The 14,552-nt window shown below is 64.7% G+C and carries 24 protein-coding genes; 11 read left to right on the top strand and 13 right to left on the bottom strand.

Annotation, left to right across the window (positions count from 1 at the left end; genetic code table 11):
* Positions 1 to 60: 60 nt before the first annotated feature.
* Positions 61 to 924, bottom strand: a complete 864-nt coding sequence (locus LT948_RS20095; protein ID WP_003090679.1) for an alpha/beta fold hydrolase — start codon at positions 922 to 924, stop codon at positions 61 to 63.
* A gap of 191 nt (positions 925 to 1,115) precedes the next feature.
* Here LT948_RS20095 and LT948_RS20090 point away from each other — a divergent pair, with 191 nt between their 5' ends.
* Both LT948_RS20090 and LT948_RS20085 read left to right on the top strand, forming a co-directional pair.
* Positions 1,116 to 1,442, top strand: coding sequence for a hypothetical protein (locus LT948_RS20090; RefSeq protein WP_003090681.1), 327 nt, complete (start codon positions 1,116 to 1,118; stop codon positions 1,440 to 1,442).
* Positions 1,443 to 1,526: 84 nt separating this feature from the next.
* The gene (locus LT948_RS20085) at positions 1,527 to 1,703 is read left to right on the top strand and encodes a hypothetical protein (protein WP_003099098.1); all 177 of its coding nucleotides are present in this window, start codon (positions 1,527 to 1,529) and stop codon (positions 1,701 to 1,703) included.
* A 326-nt stretch (positions 1,704 to 2,029) separates the two neighbouring features.
* Here the strand turns inward: LT948_RS20085 and LT948_RS20080 are convergent, their stop codons facing one another.
* The 4 genes from LT948_RS20080 to LT948_RS20065 all read right to left on the bottom strand — a co-directional run bounded on the left by LT948_RS20080 (position 2,030) and on the right by LT948_RS20065 (position 3,803).
* Positions 2,030 to 2,317: a DUF3509 domain-containing protein gene (locus tag LT948_RS20080; RefSeq protein ID WP_003090684.1), complete on the bottom strand. Its 288-nt coding sequence runs from the start codon at positions 2,315 to 2,317 to the stop codon at positions 2,030 to 2,032.
* A gap of 198 nt (positions 2,318 to 2,515) precedes the next feature.
* On the bottom strand, positions 2,516 to 2,749 hold the full coding sequence (locus tag LT948_RS20075) for a hypothetical protein (protein WP_033937582.1): 234 nt from the start codon (positions 2,747 to 2,749) through the stop codon (positions 2,516 to 2,518).
* Positions 2,750 to 2,802: 53 nt separating this feature from the next.
* Positions 2,803 to 3,585: a type I methionyl aminopeptidase gene (map, locus tag LT948_RS20070; protein WP_003108868.1), complete on the bottom strand. Its 783-nt coding sequence runs from the start codon at positions 3,583 to 3,585 to the stop codon at positions 2,803 to 2,805.
* The gene (locus LT948_RS20065; RefSeq protein ID WP_003114412.1) at positions 3,582 to 3,803 is read right to left on the bottom strand and encodes a ParD-like family protein; all 222 of its coding nucleotides are present in this window, start codon (positions 3,801 to 3,803) and stop codon (positions 3,582 to 3,584) included. The genes map and LT948_RS20065 overlap by 4 nt, the downstream gene beginning before the upstream one ends.
* Before the next feature lie 156 nt (positions 3,804 to 3,959).
* Here LT948_RS20065 and LT948_RS20060 point away from each other — a divergent pair, with 156 nt between their 5' ends.
* A complete protein-coding gene (locus LT948_RS20060; RefSeq protein WP_003099106.1) occupies positions 3,960 to 4,673 on the top strand; it encodes an endonuclease in 714 nt (237 codons plus the stop codon).
* Positions 4,674 to 4,691: 18 nt separating this feature from the next.
* A complete protein-coding gene (locus LT948_RS20055; protein WP_023099461.1) occupies positions 4,692 to 5,210 on the top strand; it encodes a thermonuclease family protein in 519 nt (172 codons plus the stop codon).
* On the opposite strand, the gene LT948_RS20050 is transcribed toward LT948_RS20055, so the two are convergent.
* Together LT948_RS20050 and LT948_RS20045 are read right to left on the bottom strand one after the other, a co-directional pair.
* Positions 5,185 to 5,415 (bottom strand): hypothetical protein, encoded by a 231-nt coding sequence (locus LT948_RS20050; protein WP_073657093.1) that lies wholly within the window; start codon positions 5,413 to 5,415, stop codon positions 5,185 to 5,187. The genes LT948_RS20055 and LT948_RS20050 overlap by 26 nt on opposite strands.
* 65 nt (positions 5,416 to 5,480) lie before the next feature.
* A complete protein-coding gene (locus tag LT948_RS20045; RefSeq protein ID WP_003090796.1) occupies positions 5,481 to 5,714 on the bottom strand; it encodes a DUF3509 domain-containing protein in 234 nt (77 codons plus the stop codon).
* A gap of 222 nt (positions 5,715 to 5,936) precedes the next feature.
* On the opposite strand from LT948_RS20045, the gene LT948_RS20040 reads away from it, so the two are divergent.
* On the top strand, positions 5,937 to 6,836 hold the full coding sequence (locus tag LT948_RS20040) for a YihY/virulence factor BrkB family protein (RefSeq protein WP_003090797.1): 900 nt from the start codon (positions 5,937 to 5,939) through the stop codon (positions 6,834 to 6,836).
* Here LT948_RS20040 and LT948_RS20035 read toward each other — a convergent pair.
* The gene (locus tag LT948_RS20035) at positions 6,826 to 7,143 is read right to left on the bottom strand and encodes a hypothetical protein (RefSeq protein ID WP_003108875.1); all 318 of its coding nucleotides are present in this window, start codon (positions 7,141 to 7,143) and stop codon (positions 6,826 to 6,828) included. The two genes, LT948_RS20040 and LT948_RS20035, sit on opposite strands and share 11 nt — an antisense overlap.
* A 155-nt stretch (positions 7,144 to 7,298) precedes the next feature.
* Positions 7,299 to 7,742, bottom strand: a complete 444-nt coding sequence (locus LT948_RS20030; RefSeq protein ID WP_019485078.1) for a YqaA family protein — start codon at positions 7,740 to 7,742, stop codon at positions 7,299 to 7,301.
* 135 nt (positions 7,743 to 7,877) lie between these two features.
* Here LT948_RS20030 and LT948_RS20025 point away from each other — a divergent pair, with 135 nt between their 5' ends.
* Positions 7,878 to 8,252 carry a DUF5064 family protein gene (locus tag LT948_RS20025; protein WP_003090800.1) on the top strand — a complete coding sequence of 125 codons (375 nt, stop codon included), beginning with the start codon at positions 7,878 to 7,880 and terminating at the stop codon, positions 8,250 to 8,252.
* Between the two features lie 110 nt (positions 8,253 to 8,362).
* Entirely contained in the window at positions 8,363 to 8,692 is a 330-nt protein-coding gene (locus tag LT948_RS20020; protein WP_003090802.1) for a DUF883 family protein, read from the top strand.
* Between the two features lie 65 nt (positions 8,693 to 8,757).
* On the opposite strand, the gene LT948_RS20015 is transcribed toward LT948_RS20020, so the two are convergent.
* Positions 8,758 to 8,955, bottom strand: a complete 198-nt coding sequence (locus tag LT948_RS20015; RefSeq protein ID WP_003090804.1) for a hypothetical protein — start codon at positions 8,953 to 8,955, stop codon at positions 8,758 to 8,760.
* Between the two features lie 178 nt (positions 8,956 to 9,133).
* On the opposite strand from LT948_RS20015, the gene LT948_RS20010 reads away from it, so the two are divergent.
* Together LT948_RS20010 and eco are read left to right on the top strand one after the other, a co-directional pair.
* Positions 9,134 to 9,364, top strand: coding sequence for a DUF2789 domain-containing protein (locus tag LT948_RS20010; protein WP_003090806.1), 231 nt, complete (start codon positions 9,134 to 9,136; stop codon positions 9,362 to 9,364).
* A gap of 348 nt (positions 9,365 to 9,712) precedes the next feature.
* A complete protein-coding gene (gene eco, locus LT948_RS20005) occupies positions 9,713 to 10,183 on the top strand; it encodes a serine protease inhibitor ecotin (RefSeq protein WP_003090808.1) in 471 nt (156 codons plus the stop codon).
* 52 nt (positions 10,184 to 10,235) lie between these two features.
* On the opposite strand, the gene LT948_RS20000 is transcribed toward eco, so the two are convergent.
* Together LT948_RS20000 and LT948_RS19995 are read right to left on the bottom strand one after the other, a co-directional pair.
* Positions 10,236 to 10,622, bottom strand: coding sequence for a hypothetical protein (locus LT948_RS20000; RefSeq protein ID WP_003160516.1), 387 nt, complete (start codon positions 10,620 to 10,622; stop codon positions 10,236 to 10,238).
* A gap of 186 nt (positions 10,623 to 10,808) precedes the next feature.
* On the bottom strand, positions 10,809 to 11,252 hold the full coding sequence (locus LT948_RS19995; protein WP_003090812.1) for a PACE efflux transporter: 444 nt from the start codon (positions 11,250 to 11,252) through the stop codon (positions 10,809 to 10,811).
* A gap of 102 nt (positions 11,253 to 11,354) precedes the next feature.
* Between LT948_RS19995 and LT948_RS19990 the strand changes: the two genes are divergently transcribed.
* Positions 11,355 to 12,242: a LysR family transcriptional regulator gene (locus LT948_RS19990; protein WP_073657094.1), complete on the top strand. Its 888-nt coding sequence runs from the start codon at positions 11,355 to 11,357 to the stop codon at positions 12,240 to 12,242.
* A gap of 210 nt (positions 12,243 to 12,452) precedes the next feature.
* Here the strand turns inward: LT948_RS19990 and LT948_RS19985 are convergent, their stop codons facing one another.
* Positions 12,453 to 12,767, bottom strand: a complete 315-nt coding sequence (locus LT948_RS19985; RefSeq protein ID WP_003090814.1) for a hypothetical protein — start codon at positions 12,765 to 12,767, stop codon at positions 12,453 to 12,455.
* 364 nt (positions 12,768 to 13,131) lie between these two features.
* Between LT948_RS19985 and LT948_RS19980 the strand changes: the two genes are divergently transcribed.
* Positions 13,132 to 14,409, top strand: a complete 1,278-nt coding sequence (locus tag LT948_RS19980; RefSeq protein ID WP_003099122.1) for an OprD family porin — start codon at positions 13,132 to 13,134, stop codon at positions 14,407 to 14,409.
* The last annotated feature ends 143 nt before the right edge of the window (positions 14,410 to 14,552 follow it).

Below are 14,552 nucleotides of genomic sequence, written 5' to 3'. Positions count from 1 at the left end.
AGCGCCCATGGTAAAGCATCCGTGGCGAGCTGACGAGCGGTCAGTTCGCCCGGCCTCGCTTCAGGACGTTTCCACGTCCGGCGCAACGCCATCGACGCGCGCCAGGAACTCCAGTACCGACCGGTTGAAAGCCGCCGGACGGGTGGCATTGAGGCCATGGGACGCACCTTGGATGCGTTGCAGCTTGGCGCGCGGCAGGGCCGCCGCCAGCGCCTCGGCGGTGGCCGGGAACGGTTGCGGACTGCGTTCGCCGTTGAGGATCAGGCTCGGCAGGTCGATCGAGCGCAGTTCCGACAGCGCCAGCGCCGGCGGCTGGTCGGCCACCTGCCCGACCAGGGTCATGGCGTTGTCCAGGGTCATTCGGCGGAACGTCGCCGACGAGCGTTTCCATACCCCGGCGCCGCTCACCGTATCGACGAACAGTTCCAGTCCCCGTTCCGCCTCGCCGCCACGGATCAATTCGAGCGCCTGGCGCCGGAACTGGTTGCGTTCCAATGGCTCCTCGGGCGCAGGCAGGCCGGCGTGGGCGTAGACCTCGGCGGCATAGTCGCCGCCGGGATCGGCCAGGCTCAGCGAACGCAGGGCGTCCGGAGCGGCCAGCGCCAGGCGCAACGCCAGGTTGCCGCCACGGGAATGACCGAGCAGGTGTACCGGCTCGCCGAGCCGCTCGACCAGCGCCAGCAGGTCGGCGACGTGGCGGGCGCTGGTGAAGTCCGCACCCTGCCCGTCCCAGCGCTCGGGGTAGTAGTGACGCAGGCTCGGCACGATTAGCCGGTGGCGCTCGCCGAGGCTGCGCAACTGCCATTGCCAGTAGCGGTAGTCGCACAGCGAACCGTGGACCAGTAGCACCGGCGTGCCCTCGCCCAGGTCCTGATAGACCAGTTGATACCCATCCACCTCGAACGAGGCGAGTTCGCCACTCATGCACGCAACCCTTTCGGTTTCTTTTTCGACTCAGCGCGACGAACGGTGATCGGGCCCGCAGCCCGATGCACGGCATCGCCTGGAAAAGATGGATGTTAACGGCCTGAGGTCACGCCCCGTAATGACAAATAGGTCTAGGGCCGTCTCGCCCGCGGGACTAGGCTGGAAGTTCCCCTGCGGAGGTGACGCCGATGAATACGCCGATCTTCTACGAGCTATTCCGCAACCACCCGTTGCATGCCCCGTCCGCCCGGACCCTGGCGAGCATGCTGGCCCTCGGCCTGGCGCTGGCCGGGGTATGGGCCCTGCTGCTGGGCTGGGGCATCGGCCTGGGCATCGACAACTTCGCCATGTACTTCGGCTGGACCGCCCTGCTCATGACCATCCTCCTGGTCGCGCTGTTCCTCGGCGCCACGCTGTTGCGCATGGAGGCCATCTGGCTGGCTTTCCTGCTCGCCCTGCCCCTGCTGACCAGCCTGACCGGCTGCCTGGCCCTGGTCGGCGCCGGCCCCGAGTGACCGCGTTTCAGACCATGGTCGAAGACCGATTGCAGTAATTCCCCTTTCCGCAGGGTCTATCCTTGGGTAAGAGGAGGACGAACCATGACTCCCGAATCCTTCGTCACATTGCTGATCGTCGCCTGGCTGGGCCTCGCCGGCGTCACCCTGTGGGCCTTCCTGCGCGTGCCGCGTCGGCGCGCACGCCTGCAACGCAAGGCACGGCAAGCCGAAAACCGGCATCCCGCGCGGCCGCCACAGCCTCTTCCGCAACGCAGCTGAAGCCGCCATGCCGACCGGTCACGGCAGGAAGGCGTGCTGGGAAACCCCCAGCAACAGATAGGCCGCCAGCACGGTGAACGCGAGAAAACCCACGACGTAACGCAGCATCCCGACTCCTGTCAGTCATTTCATCCCTGATGCTGACCCGAACGACCTTGCATCGTTCTGCGCCAGCCTGCCGAAGCGCCGAACGGGCAGGCCAGCCCTGGCCTTCCCTTCCGACACGAGCGGGGGCCGGTCGATCCTCGCCCAGCCCCCTCGAAGCTTCACTCTAGCACTCTCGCCCGCCCTGCCGGAGGTCTCCGCCAGGATTCCGGACGAACCGTTCAGCCCGCCATGTAGCTCGGCAGGCCGCGCTCCTGCAGACGACGCAGGGTGCCGACCACATCCACCGGCAGGCTCCCCGCCTCCAGGGCCAGGTCGCGGCGCACGGCGTTGATGAACCAGTACATGCGCTTCTCGTCGGCCAACTGGGCGGCGGACACCACGCGACGGGTCACGATCTCTTCGCCGTTGCGCAGGGTCAGCAGGGCGCCGCCGTCCGGACGCATCTGGGTGGATACGGCAAAGGTGGCCTGGAAGGCATCGAACAGCATCTTGATGGACTTTTCCATGATCGTTTATCCCCTCTTGCATGAAAACCGACCGCGAACTTCAGCGCAGCCGCAACACGGGGAAAGGTGGCAGCTTTCATGCCAGCCACATGGAAAATTAAAACCATTTAAAATCAATAACTTACAAAAGCACCCAGCAAAGCGGCCCGTGCAAACTGCAAGATCGTGCGAAATGCATCATGCGATTTGCCAGCAGGCTCAGTCGGAAAACAGCGGCCGGCCCCGCGCATCGAAGCCGCGCACCCGGCACAGCGCCGCTTCCGCCAGCGACAGCGCGGCCGCCGGACTCTCGCACGGCGGCTGGCCCGGCAGCACCAGCCATTCGGTGCGTCCGTCGTCGATGCTGGTTATCTCGATCTCGGCCAGATAGCCGCTGTTCTCGCGCAACCAGGTGGCGCGCAGTTCGAACTCGCCAAAACGCCTACCGGACACCCGCCAGCCTCCCTTCGGAAAAGTCGTCGCAGTGTAACCAGGCCGGGCGTCGATCAGCCAGCCAGGTCGGCCAGCGCCTCGCGCTCCTCGTCGCGCAGGGTCAGGACCCGGCAACCCCGCTCGGTGACCAGCACGGTGTGCTCGTACTGGGCCGACAGGCGGCGGTCGCGGGTGGTCACGGTCCAGCCGTCCTTGTGCAGCTTCACCGCGTGGCCGCCCTGGTTGATCATCGGTTCGATGGTGAAGGTCATCCCGGCCTTCAGCCGCGCACCCGCGCCAGCGCGACCGAAGTGCAGGACCTGCGGCGCCTCGTGCATCTTGCGGCCGATGCCATGCCCGCAGTATTCGCGGACCACCGAATAACCGTTGGCTTCGGCGTGACTCTGGATGGCATGCCCGATATCGCCGAGGGTGGCGTCCGGGCGCACCACGCGGATCGCCCGGTACAGGCATTCGCGGGTGACGTCGAGCAGCTTCTGCGCCTTGCGGTCGATGGCGCCGACCCGGTACATCTTGCTGCTGTCGCCGAAATAGCCGTCCTTGATCACCGTGACGTCGACGTTGACGATATCGCCGTCGCGGAGGATCTGCTGCGCCGACGGCCAGCCATGACAGACCACCTCGTTGACCGAGGTGTTCACCGTGAACGGATAGCCGTACTGCCCCTTGCTGCCGGGAATCGCCGCGAGGGTGTCGACGATGTAGCGCTCGCAGAAGCGGTCGATCTCTGCCGTGCTGATGCCTGGCCGCACCACCTCGTCGAGGGCTTCGAGGACTTTCGCGGTGAGCGCGCCGGCCACGCTCATGCGCTGGATTTCCTCCGCGCTCTTGATCATCCCGAGATCCTCGCCGCGCCCTGCTCGCGGCGGTCGCTTTCGCGCGCTTCGTCCATCAATTGGCGTAGCACCTGCGCATAGGTCAGGCCGGGATTGGCTTCGATCAGCATGCCGATGCGCATCCAGTGCTCGGCCTGGGCATTGATCGAGCGCGACATGGCCTTGCAGGCGATGCGCGCCTCTTCGTGCAATTGCTCGGAAATCTTCACCAGGCCCACACTACACCTCGACTACAAAACATATACGTAACGCATACTAACCATCGCATGGACGCGGCGCAAACGGGAAGGTCCGCCCTCGCCTGGCCATGGACTGGCCACGATTGGCATCTCCTGCAAAATCAGTAACATGCGGATTTTTTTGGAAGTTGCCGCATGCTTTCCCGTTTGTTTGTAGGCCTTTTCGCCCTCCTCCTCGCCAGCGCCGGCCAGGCCAACGCCCCGCGCACGTTCTCCGAAGCGAAGAAAATCGGCTGGAAGCTCTACGCCCGGCAATCCGTGGAGTTCTACTGCGGCTGCCGCTACTCGGGAAATCGCGTCGACCTCGCCAGTTGCGGCTACAAGCCGAGGAAGAACGCCAACCGCGCGCGGCGCATCGAGTGGGAACACATCGTTCCGGCCTGGGTGATCGGTCACCAGCGGCGCTGCTGGCAGAACGGCGGGCGGAGCAACTGCGCGAGGCACGACAGCACCTACCAGCGCGCCGAGGCCGACCTGCACAACCTGGTGCCGAGCATCGGCGAGGTCAATGGCGACCGCAGCAACTTCGGCTTCGGCTGGCTGCCGCAGAAACCCCAGCAATACGGCGCCTGCCCGATGGTGGTGGACTTCAAGGCGCGCAAGGCGATGCCACGCCCGCAGATCCGCGGGATGATCGCCCGCACCTACTTCTACATGAGCGACCGCTACGGCCTGCGCCTGTCGAAGCAGGATCGCCAGCTCTACAACGCCTGGCACAAGCAGTACCCGCCACAGACCTGGGAGCGCCAGCGCAACCACATGGTCGGTTGCGTGATGGGCTGGGGCAATCCCTATGTCGGCCCGGTGGACCTGGCGACCTGCAGCAACCTATCCTCGCGTCGACGCTGACCTCCGCCGGAGTAGCCCATGATCTTCCGCACCCTCGCCCTGCTGCCGCTCTGCGCCGCCCTGGCGTTCGCCGCCGACGCCGGGGAGCGCCGCTTCGACTGCACGGTGGTGGCGATACACGACGACGCCAGCCTGGGCTGCCGCCTGCCCGGGGCGAACAAGGCGCTACGCATCCAGCTCAATGCCGTCGAGCTACCGGCCGCCGAGCCCTGGCGTCGGCGCGCCCGGGAAGCCCTGGAAGACATGCTGCTCGGCAAATCGGCGACCATCCGCGAGCAAGGCCGCGACGCGCGCTTCCGCATCCTCGGTGCGGCCTGGGTGACCCCGGCCGACTGCCCCACCTGCGAACATACCCTGGATGCCGGGCTGGCCCTGCTGACCATTGGCCTGGCCAGTTGGCGCGACGCGCCGGACAGCGGCCAGACGGCCGAGGCGCGCGGCCAGTACCGGTTCGCCGAGGAAGAAGCACGGGCGCGCAAGGCTGGCCAGTGGGGACCGCGCGACGCCGCTCCTACAGATGGATCTCCGCGAACTTGATGCCCAGCCCGCGCAGCTCCTTGACCGCGTCGTCGAGCCGGCGGAACGACATCACCTCGTCGCCCTCGTCGACCAGGAAATAGCTGCGCCCGCCGTCCTTCTTGAAGAACACGATCCATTCCCTGGCCAGGGTGGGATTGGCGATGATGTGGGTCGCCGAGATCTTCCCTGCCGCCTGCCTGTCCCGAACCTTCTCGCGCTTCATTGCCTTCCCGTCAGCTGTGTGGAAAGGCGGAATTATCGCATCATCGGTTCCCGCGGCGAAAAAACTCAGCGTGCCGCCATCGCCATTTCCATGCCCGGCACGGCCAGTTCCCGGCGGATGCTGCGGATCAGCCATTCGGTCTCCGGCGGCGCGCTGAGCTGCGGCGAGGGTATGGTGCGAGCCACGTAGCGGCCGTCGGCGGCCTGCAACTGCAACAACAGCGCGCCGTCGTGGCGGCTCTTGCTGGACAACTGGAACTCGGGAAAGGCAGCGGCGATTTTCTTCAGGTCGACAGACATGGTGCGCTCCATTTCTGAGAAGTTGGACGGAGGCCCGCCGCGCGGCGGGCAGGCGCAGTCTGGCTAACGGATGCGACCGAATGATGACGCCGGCGAAGAACCAATTCGCCCGCCGTGGCGTCCCAGAAAGGACGCGACGAATTTCACCCAACGGAAAATGCCTGGCGGCAAGCGGCCATCGGTGGTCGATCGTCATCGGCACGCACACAGCAAGGAGATGGAATGTTCCGTACGGCTTATCGGGAAATAGGCCTGTTCGGCCTGGTCAAGCGCACCGTGAATGAGTTCCTCGAGGACGACATGCCGACCTACGCCTCGGCCCTCGCCTATCAGATGCTGTTCTCGCTGTTTCCGTTCCTGCTGGTGCTGATCACCCTCGTAGGCTACCTGCACCTACCGGAGTTCTTCGCCTGGCTGCGCGAGCAGGCGGCGTTGCTGCTGCCGCCCGAGGCGATGGATCAGGTCAACCCGGTGATCGACCAGTTGCAGCAGCAGAAAGGCGGCCTGCTGTCGATCGGTATCGCGGTGGCGCTGTGGACCTCCTCGGCGGGCATCCGCTCGATGATGATCGCGCTCAACGCCGCCTACGACGTGAAGGAGAGCCGCCCGGTATGGAAGCGCTTCTCCCTGTCGATCCTCTACACCCTCGGCATCGCCCTGTTGTTGCTGGTGGCGGCCGGCCTGATGGTCACCGGGCCGCAGGTGATCGCCTGGATCGCCGGCCTGGTCGGTCTGGAACAGTACCTGGTGACGCTCTGGACCTGGCTGCGCTGGCCTCTTGCGGTGTTCCTGCTGATGCTCGCGGTGGCGCTGTTCTACTACCTGGTGCCGGATGTCGAGCAGCGTTTCCGCTTCATCACTCCCGGCTCGGTGCTCTCGGTGATCGCCTGGATCGCCGCGTCCCTCGCCTACGGCTTCTACGTGAAGAACTTCGCCAACTACAACGCCATGTACGGCAGCATCGGGGCGATCATCATCCTCCTGCTGTACTTCTACCTGTCGGCGGCAGTGGTGCTGTTCGGCGCCGAGCTGAACGCGGTGATCGAGCACCATTCGGAAGACGGCAAGGATCCTGGCGAGCGCGAACTTCCGGACAACGACGACCCCGAACTCAAGGCTTGAGCAGGGCGTCGGCCTCGCTGACGCTGGCCTTGCCGGTGGCGCGCCGGTACAGACACAGCTCGCGGCCCTGGCGGCCCTGCATGTGCGGCTGCGGATAGCGGCCCTGCAGGAGCAGCGCCGAATAGCCCACCTCATCGTCGAAGGGCAGTACCTGCCCCACCGCGCGTACCTGGCGCAAGCCGCTGGCTTTCAGGCAGGCGGCACGCACCATGGCGTCGTGCGCCTGCCACGCCTCGGCCGTGGAAGCCCAGGCCGGCGCCGAACCGAGCAGCAGGCAGACCAGCGATCCCGCAACCACCCTCGACATTGCGCACCTCGCATCGCCGGAAACAGGCAGGAAAAGAGAAGCCCCCGGGACCACAGCGGCAACTAAAGGCCCCGGGGGCGATGAGGCGGCAGTTACACCTCGCAGCAATGGACATTGCCCCGCGAAAAATAGTTCTACGCTCGCCGACGAAGCGCTCAGCCGGCCCAGCCCAGCACCAGCGCAGCCAGGACGAGGTAGCGGAGCGTCTTGGCCAGGCCGACGATCAGCAGGAAACTCCAGCAGGGCTCACGCATGATGCCGGCCACCAGCGTCAGCGGATCGCCGATGACCGGCACCCAACTGAGCAGCAGGGTCCAGCGGCCGTAGCGGCGATAGTGTCGCTGCGCCCTGAGCAACTGCGCCTCGCCCACGGGAAACCAGCGGCGACCGCGGAAATGCTCGAGGTAGCGACCCAGCCACCAGTTGACCCAGGAACCCAGTACATTGCCGACGATGGCCAACGCCAGCAGCCACGCGACCGACTGGCCGCCGCGCAGCAGCAAGGCGGCCAGCACGGTTTCCGACTGCAACGGCAGCAGGGTCGCCGAACCGAACGCCGAGAGGAACAGCCCGGCGTACGCGGCCCAGTCAGTCAACACCCGAACGCTCCCAGCGCCATTCGCATCCCCACTCCAATCCGGAAAAAACTGACCTGGGACAGCCGTCCCGAGGCCGGCGAAGCATACCCTGGCAGGCAAGGGCATTTCCCCGGTTATCCGAAAAGGAGGCAGGCCATGTTCATTCCCGGCCATCTGCATCTCGCCTCGGCCAGCGAAGTCGACCGCCAGGCATTCGATATCCACCTGCGCTACCGGGTCCTGGAGGCCGAGGCCCGCCCGGTGGCCGTACACTTCGACATGGAGGGCCGGATCGACGGCCAGCCTTTCAGCGAAAGCTTCGAACTGCCGCGCGACGCCGCCGTGCATTTCGCCAGCCGTGCCAGTCGCCTGGCCCGGCGCCACGGCCTGCGCTTGCGGCAGGGACCGATCGTGCGCCAGCGCCGCGAGTACGACGCTATGTTCGACGACCTGCGCCGACGCCTGAAACTCAAGAGCGGCGAAGCGATCGACCTCGACCGCTACCTGCGCGGCGAGGCCGGGGCATCCTGAAACGGCTCTCCCGCATGCTACGGAAGCCCCCGACGCAGGCCATGCCGTGCAACTTTCAGCGAAGCGGGCGACTCCATACCTAGGTAACCATCCTCGTCAAGGAGACCGACATGACTCTGAAAACCCGCTCCGCTCGCGCCAAGCAGGCTATCCAGGACCAGGCCATGGCCGAACTGCAGGACCTGATCGCCGAGGTGGACCAGTTGATGAGCGGCACCGGCAGCCTGGCCGGCAAGGAGGGCGCGAACCTGCGTGAACAGATCAATTCCGTGCTGCATCGTGGTCGCGACGCCATCGAGCGCACCCGCCGCGGCGTGGTGCAACGCAGCCAGGCGGCCGCCGAAGCGACCGAGGAATACGTCGAGGACCACCCCTGGCAGACCATCGCCGTCTCGGCCGGCGCCGGCTTCCTCCTCGGCTTGCTGGTGGGCCGCCGCTAGGGCGTTTCCGCAGGCAACAGAAAGCCCGCGCTCGGCGGGCTTTTCGGCAAGGCAAGGGCCTTGGCTCAGGCGGAGATCGCCGCCTCCAGCGGCCAACTCAGTTCCCAGGTTCCCTTCAAGGCTTCCGCCTCGTCACGACTGGTGAAGGGTCCGGCCCACATGGCGCCGTCCACCATCAGGATCCAACAGGCCAGCAATCCCTTGCTGCGCAGCGATTCGGGAACGGACGTCCCCACCAGCACGGCGACTTCGATTCTGGACATAGGCTGACTCCGGTTATCATTAGCTTGCTAATAATAAGCGCCCGCCCCTTCGCCATGAAGCGCGCCGCGCACAACAGTCTTTTTCATCTGCGACAAAATTACCCACCCCCGGCTCCCACGGCGGCCCTGCCGTTCCGCCGGCTATAGTGGAAAAACAGCGAGTCTAGGAGGAACCGTCATGGACACCAGCCCGCACACCTTTTCCAACCTGTTCCGCCAGTTGGGGCTCCCCGCTGGGCGGGACGACATCGTCGCCTTTCTCGCCCGGCACCACCTCGAGGAGGGCACGGCGCTGCCCGATGCGCCATTCTGGAACCCTGCCCAGGCCAGCTTCCTGCGCGAGGCCCTGGCCGAGGACTCCGACTGGGCCGAACAGGTCGATGAACTGGCCTTGCAACTGACCCGCTGAAAAAAACGCAAACTGATGCGCTGACGGCTCTATCGTGCGGAACTTGCTATGAGTTGGCGGGGAATTTCAAGTCACCGGCATCGATAGCCACTATCAGCCCAAAGCATTTTTCCCCAGCGGAGCGGCGTGAGATCGTAGCGGCGTCGGGAGAACCCCAAGTCCCCGACGCTCCTTTGAAGACCATCGCCCTCCCCCCGCAGATGGTCTTTTTTTTGCCCGCGATTCGGCCGTGCCCCGACCGGCTGGCCCAGGACATGGAACATTCCGTTACGTCCCCCACTGAACTTTTCACCCGTGCCTCGGTGTCTTACCCTGCTCGCGTTACCACGTAAGGAGAACCTCAAGGACATGAAAGCACTACTGATCGCCGCCGGCGTTGCCGCTCTTTCCAGCACCGCCATGGCCGCCAAACTGGATGAAAAGGTTCCCTACCCGAAGGCAGATGCCGGCTTCACCCGCCAGGTCATCCACCTGCCGAAACAGGACGCGGAAGACGCATTCAAGGTCGAGATCATCGCCGGCAAGACCCTCGAGGCCGACTGCAACCAGCAGCGCCTGGGCGGCGAGCTGGAAGAACACACCCTGGAAGGCTGGGGCTACTCCTACTACCGCCTGGACAAGGTCAGCGGGCCGATGAGCACGATGATGGCCTGCCCCGGCCAGAAGAAGGAGCAGCGCTTCATCCCGGTGGTCGGCGAAGGCTTCCTGCTGCGCTACAACAGCAAGCTGCCGATCGTGGTCTATGCGCCGAAGGACGTGGAGGTCCGCTATCGGATCTGGTCGGCGTCCGAAAAGGTCGAGAAAGCGGTCAGCGAATAAACGCCGCGCATGAAAAAGCCGCCCACGGGCGGCTTTTTTCGTTGCGCCGGCTTCAGCCCGGCACCAGGCCGATGTTCAGGCCGGAGTCCACGGTGATCCGGTAATGCGTGGTCTGCCCGTTCTGCACATGCACCACCTGCTTGGGCGCCTCGCCGCGGCAGATCCCATCGCCCTGCACGGATACCACCCGCAGCCCCGCCGGAAGACGGAAACGCGCGCTCTCGCCGGCCTGGATCTCGGCGGCCAGGCGGCTATCGATGATCAAGCGGGTATTGCAGACGCTGCCGAGGAACTCGCGGTCCCGGGAAACCACCAGGAAGGCGTCGCCGTCGTCACGGAACTGGTAGTTGTACAAACGCTCCTTCGGTACCTGGTCCGTCTCGTCGAGCGAGGGCGTCGATGTCGAACAACCCGCCAGCAAGACGGCCCCCAGTAGCATCCCCAAAATCCGCATAGTGACCCCAATCCGTTCATCGAAATGCCGCACCCCATCCTCGCCGGGGCAGACCTTCATGGCTTGCGGTCGTACTTCCTCCCTGAACCGGCACCACAGCGCACGTCCGTCTAAGGTAGGCGATTTGCCCCGGCCAAGGCGAGCGCGAATGGCGCTGAAGAAAAAAAATCCTCAGACGGAGGCCGCCTCGCCGGCCGGCAACGCGGAAGTCGGGAGGCCGAACAGGCGATCGAAGGCCCAGTTGAAGAGGAAGGTGTAGCACGGGATCAGGACGATCAGCGCCAGGTCCAGCCAGAACGCCTCCAGCAGGGAAATCCCCATCCACCAGGCGATCAGCGGGATCAGGTAGACCACCAGGGTCAGCTGGAAGCCGATGGCGTGCGCCACCCGCCGCGCAATGCTGCGTCCGCGCACGGCCTGGCGCCGCTCCCAGAACTCGAACAGGCAGTTGTAGATGAAGTTCCAGGTCACCGCGACGGTGGTGATCACCACCGCCAGGGGGCCGGTGGTAGTGGGCGTGGAACCGGCGAGCAGGGCCAGCCCCAGGGTCGAGATACTCATCCCGATCAATTCGTAGGCGGTCACGTAGACCAATTTGCGCTTGATGCCTTGCACGTGGACCTCTCGGGCGTGATAGCGGAAAGGCGGGCAAGGTTGGATCAATTTTCTTGACAGAAAAAGTCAGCAGCTTTCAGATCTGCTGATAGGAGAATTGCCATGAACTTTTCCAGCGATACCATCGAGCTGTTCCTCGCCGTCCTCGACCGCGGCTCCTTTTCCGGCGCCGCCCGTGCCTTGGGTCGAGTGCCTTCGGCGGTGAGCATGGGCATCGCCAACCTGGAGGCGGAGCTGGGTTTCGCCCTTTTCGAGCGAACCCACCGCGAAGCCCGTCCTACGGCGCTGGCCAGGGCCCTGGCACCGCAAGCGCGGATGATCGCCGAGCAGCTCGCCCAGTTGCAGGTGCATGCGCTGGAACTCTCCCAGGGATTGGAAAGCCGCCTGTCGCTCGGCGTGGTTGCGGACATCGACAGCGGGCGGCTGTTCGGCGCCCTCCGCACCCTTTCCGAGCGCTACCCGCTGCTCGATGTCGAGGTGCTCAGCGCGGCGCAGGACGATGCCCTCGCCCTGCTCCATGGCGGCCGCATCAGCCTGTGCTTCGGATTCGCCGGCATCAGCGTGAACCCGCAGGAGCGCTTCCAGTATGTCGGCGCGGAATCGCTGGTCGCGACCATCTCGCCGCACCATCCCGCCCTGCAGAAGCCGGGGCAGGCGCTGTACCTGGAAGAGCTGGTGAACGTGCGGCAGATCCTGGTCGCCAGTTGCGACCTGCCGTTGGCCGACACCCGTTCGCTGATTGCCGGCGCCTGCTGGCGCACCGACAGCCTGGGCACGGCGCTGGAAATGGTCGAGGCGGGGATCGGCTGGGGCAATTTCCCGTTGTCCCGGGTCGCGCCGCTGCTGGCAACGGGAAGGCTGGTACGCCTGGACTTCAGGAATACCAAGAACGAGCTGAAACTGCCTGTCCACGCTATCTGGCTGAAAAACCAGCCATTGCGCAAGGCCGCCCAGGAACTGGTTGGCATGCTGGCCACCCGTCCCGATTGAAGCGTTATGCAATGCACTTCACAGAAAAAGCGAGACCCGTCACGCGAATCGCCGCACACGCCGGCTCCCCGGCCTCCAGTACTTGATCTCGATCAAGCGCAGCGCCGGCCATAGGCAGATGATCGTTCTGCGGCCATCCTCCGTTTGCGGCCGTAGAGCTCCGGACACTTCATGCTAGGGGGGCCGGAGCTCTTCCCTCTTCCTCGCGGCTCAGGAACAGGTCCTGGCCGCATCGATGAAGGCCCCGCGGGTGACCCAGGGCTGCTGATCATGGATTCGCACCAGGCTGCCACCCCTCGCCGGCTGCACCTCCAGCCACTGCCCAGCGTCCGCCAGGCGATAGCCGCGGCCTTCCTCCACCAGCGCCACGCCGGGCGCCTGGCGTTGCCACTTGGGCAAGACGCACATCGCGTAATCGTAGGGAGCCTTGCTGGTGCTGGCGGCCAGCGCCGGGGCGTTCGAAGCGGGAGGCGAGGCACAGGCGGACAGGGCCAGGGCGGCGAATACAGCGATAAGAATCTTCATGTCACGTCCCTCTTTGTCGATCCGTTCACGATTCGACGGTATCACCGCCCAAAGCGAGAACTGCAGCGACTTCGCGGCATGGTACTTATCGATAAGGTTGATATTGCAGGCGCATGACGAAGCGATCCGGCAACGCCCGATTCAGAGCCTATGGAAGGGGCTTTCCTTGCACTTTGGTTATTAGCAAATGACTCGAAGCTTTCTTGGATCGAACAATGTTCTGGTATTGTTGCGCCGCCAACGGGAGAAACAAGAAACCAGAACCGCCACGCACGGTAAATGGGACAAATGACTCCCGTGCACTTCGAACCTTGCGCTTCCTTCAATTTCAGCGCACATCAAGCCAACAACCAGGAACAATAAGATGTTGAAGAAAAGGATTTGCCTGCTGGCACTGGGCATCGCGACTGCAAGCCAGGCGATGGCCAATGACCAAGAAGCAGCAAAGGGGTTTGTCGAGGACAGCCACCTCGATCTGTTCTTCCGCAATGGCTACATCAGCCGTGACTACAAACATGGCCGGCAGGACAAGGCCGAATGGGGCCAGGCCGCCACTGCCACCTTCACCTCCGGCTTCACCCAGGGGACGGTGGGCGTCGGTGTCGACGCGTTCGGCCTGTACGCGGTACGCCTGGACGGCGGCAAGGGTCGTAGCGGCGCCGCCGGTATCGACTTCTTCAAGCAGGGCGACAGCGGCTCCGCGGCGGACGATCTGTCCAAGGGCGGCGCGGCGGTGAAGTTCCGCATCTCCAACACCGTGCTCAAGTACGGCGACCAGATGCCCAGCCTGCCGGTGCTCAGCTACGACAACTCGCGCCTGCTCCCGGAAAGCTACAGCGGCACCCTGATCACCTCCAAGGAGATCGAGGGCCTGGAGCTGAACGCCGGTCGCTTCACCGCGGAATCCCGCAAGAGCGCCGAAGGGCGCGACAGCGGCGGCCTGAAGAGCATCAACGTGTTCGGCGGCAAGTACGCCTTCACCGATCACTTCAACGCCTCGCTGTACGCTTCCGACGTCGAGGACGTACTGAAGAAGCAGTACATCAACCTGAACTACACCATCCCGCTGCAGGCCGACCAGTCGCTGAACTTCGACTTCAACGGCTATCGCACCAAGCTGGACAGCGACTTCGCCGACCAGAACTTCAACGGTAACCGCGACAACAAGATCTGGAGCCTGGCGGCGTCCTACACCATCGACGCCCACACCTTCATGATCGCCCACCAGCGCAACACCGGCGACACCGGCTACAACTACGGCTGGTACCAGAACGCCGGCGGCATCGGCGACGGCGGCACCACCATCTGGCTGGCCAACTCCTACTGGTCGGACTTCAACGCCGAGGACGAGCGTTCCTGGCAGGTCAGCTACGCCCTGGACTTCGCCAAGTACGGCGTGCCCGGCCTGACCTACCGCGTAGCCTACGTGCGCGGCGACAACATCAAGACCGCCGAGACCAGCAACGGCAAGGAGCGCGAGATCTTCAACCAGGTCCAGTACGTGGTGCAGAGCGGTCCGGCCAAGGACCTCACCCTGCGTCTGCGCAGCTCGTTCCTGCGTGTCTCCAACGACGCCCGCTCGTACAACGACGACGGCAACGAAATCCGTGCCTTCGTCGAGTACCCGTTCAGCGTGTTCTGATCGAACCTGCGAGCGCGACGAGAACCCCGGGCCAGTCCCGGGGTTTTCTTTTTTGCGTTTCGTGCGCCAGTTCAACCTTATCGGGTAGAGCCGTACAGCTTCGGAAAGCCAGTGATAGCATTCGCTCTCGCTTGCCATTGCTT

Origin of the sequence: Pseudomonas sp. CP-1 (genome assembly GCF_021213715.1) — a bacterium.
Taxonomy (GTDB): Bacteria; Pseudomonadota; Gammaproteobacteria; order Pseudomonadales; family Pseudomonadaceae; genus Pseudomonas; species Pseudomonas aeruginosa.
Note: the sequence above shows the minus strand (reverse complement) of the source record. Positions and strands in the feature narration are given on the sequence as shown.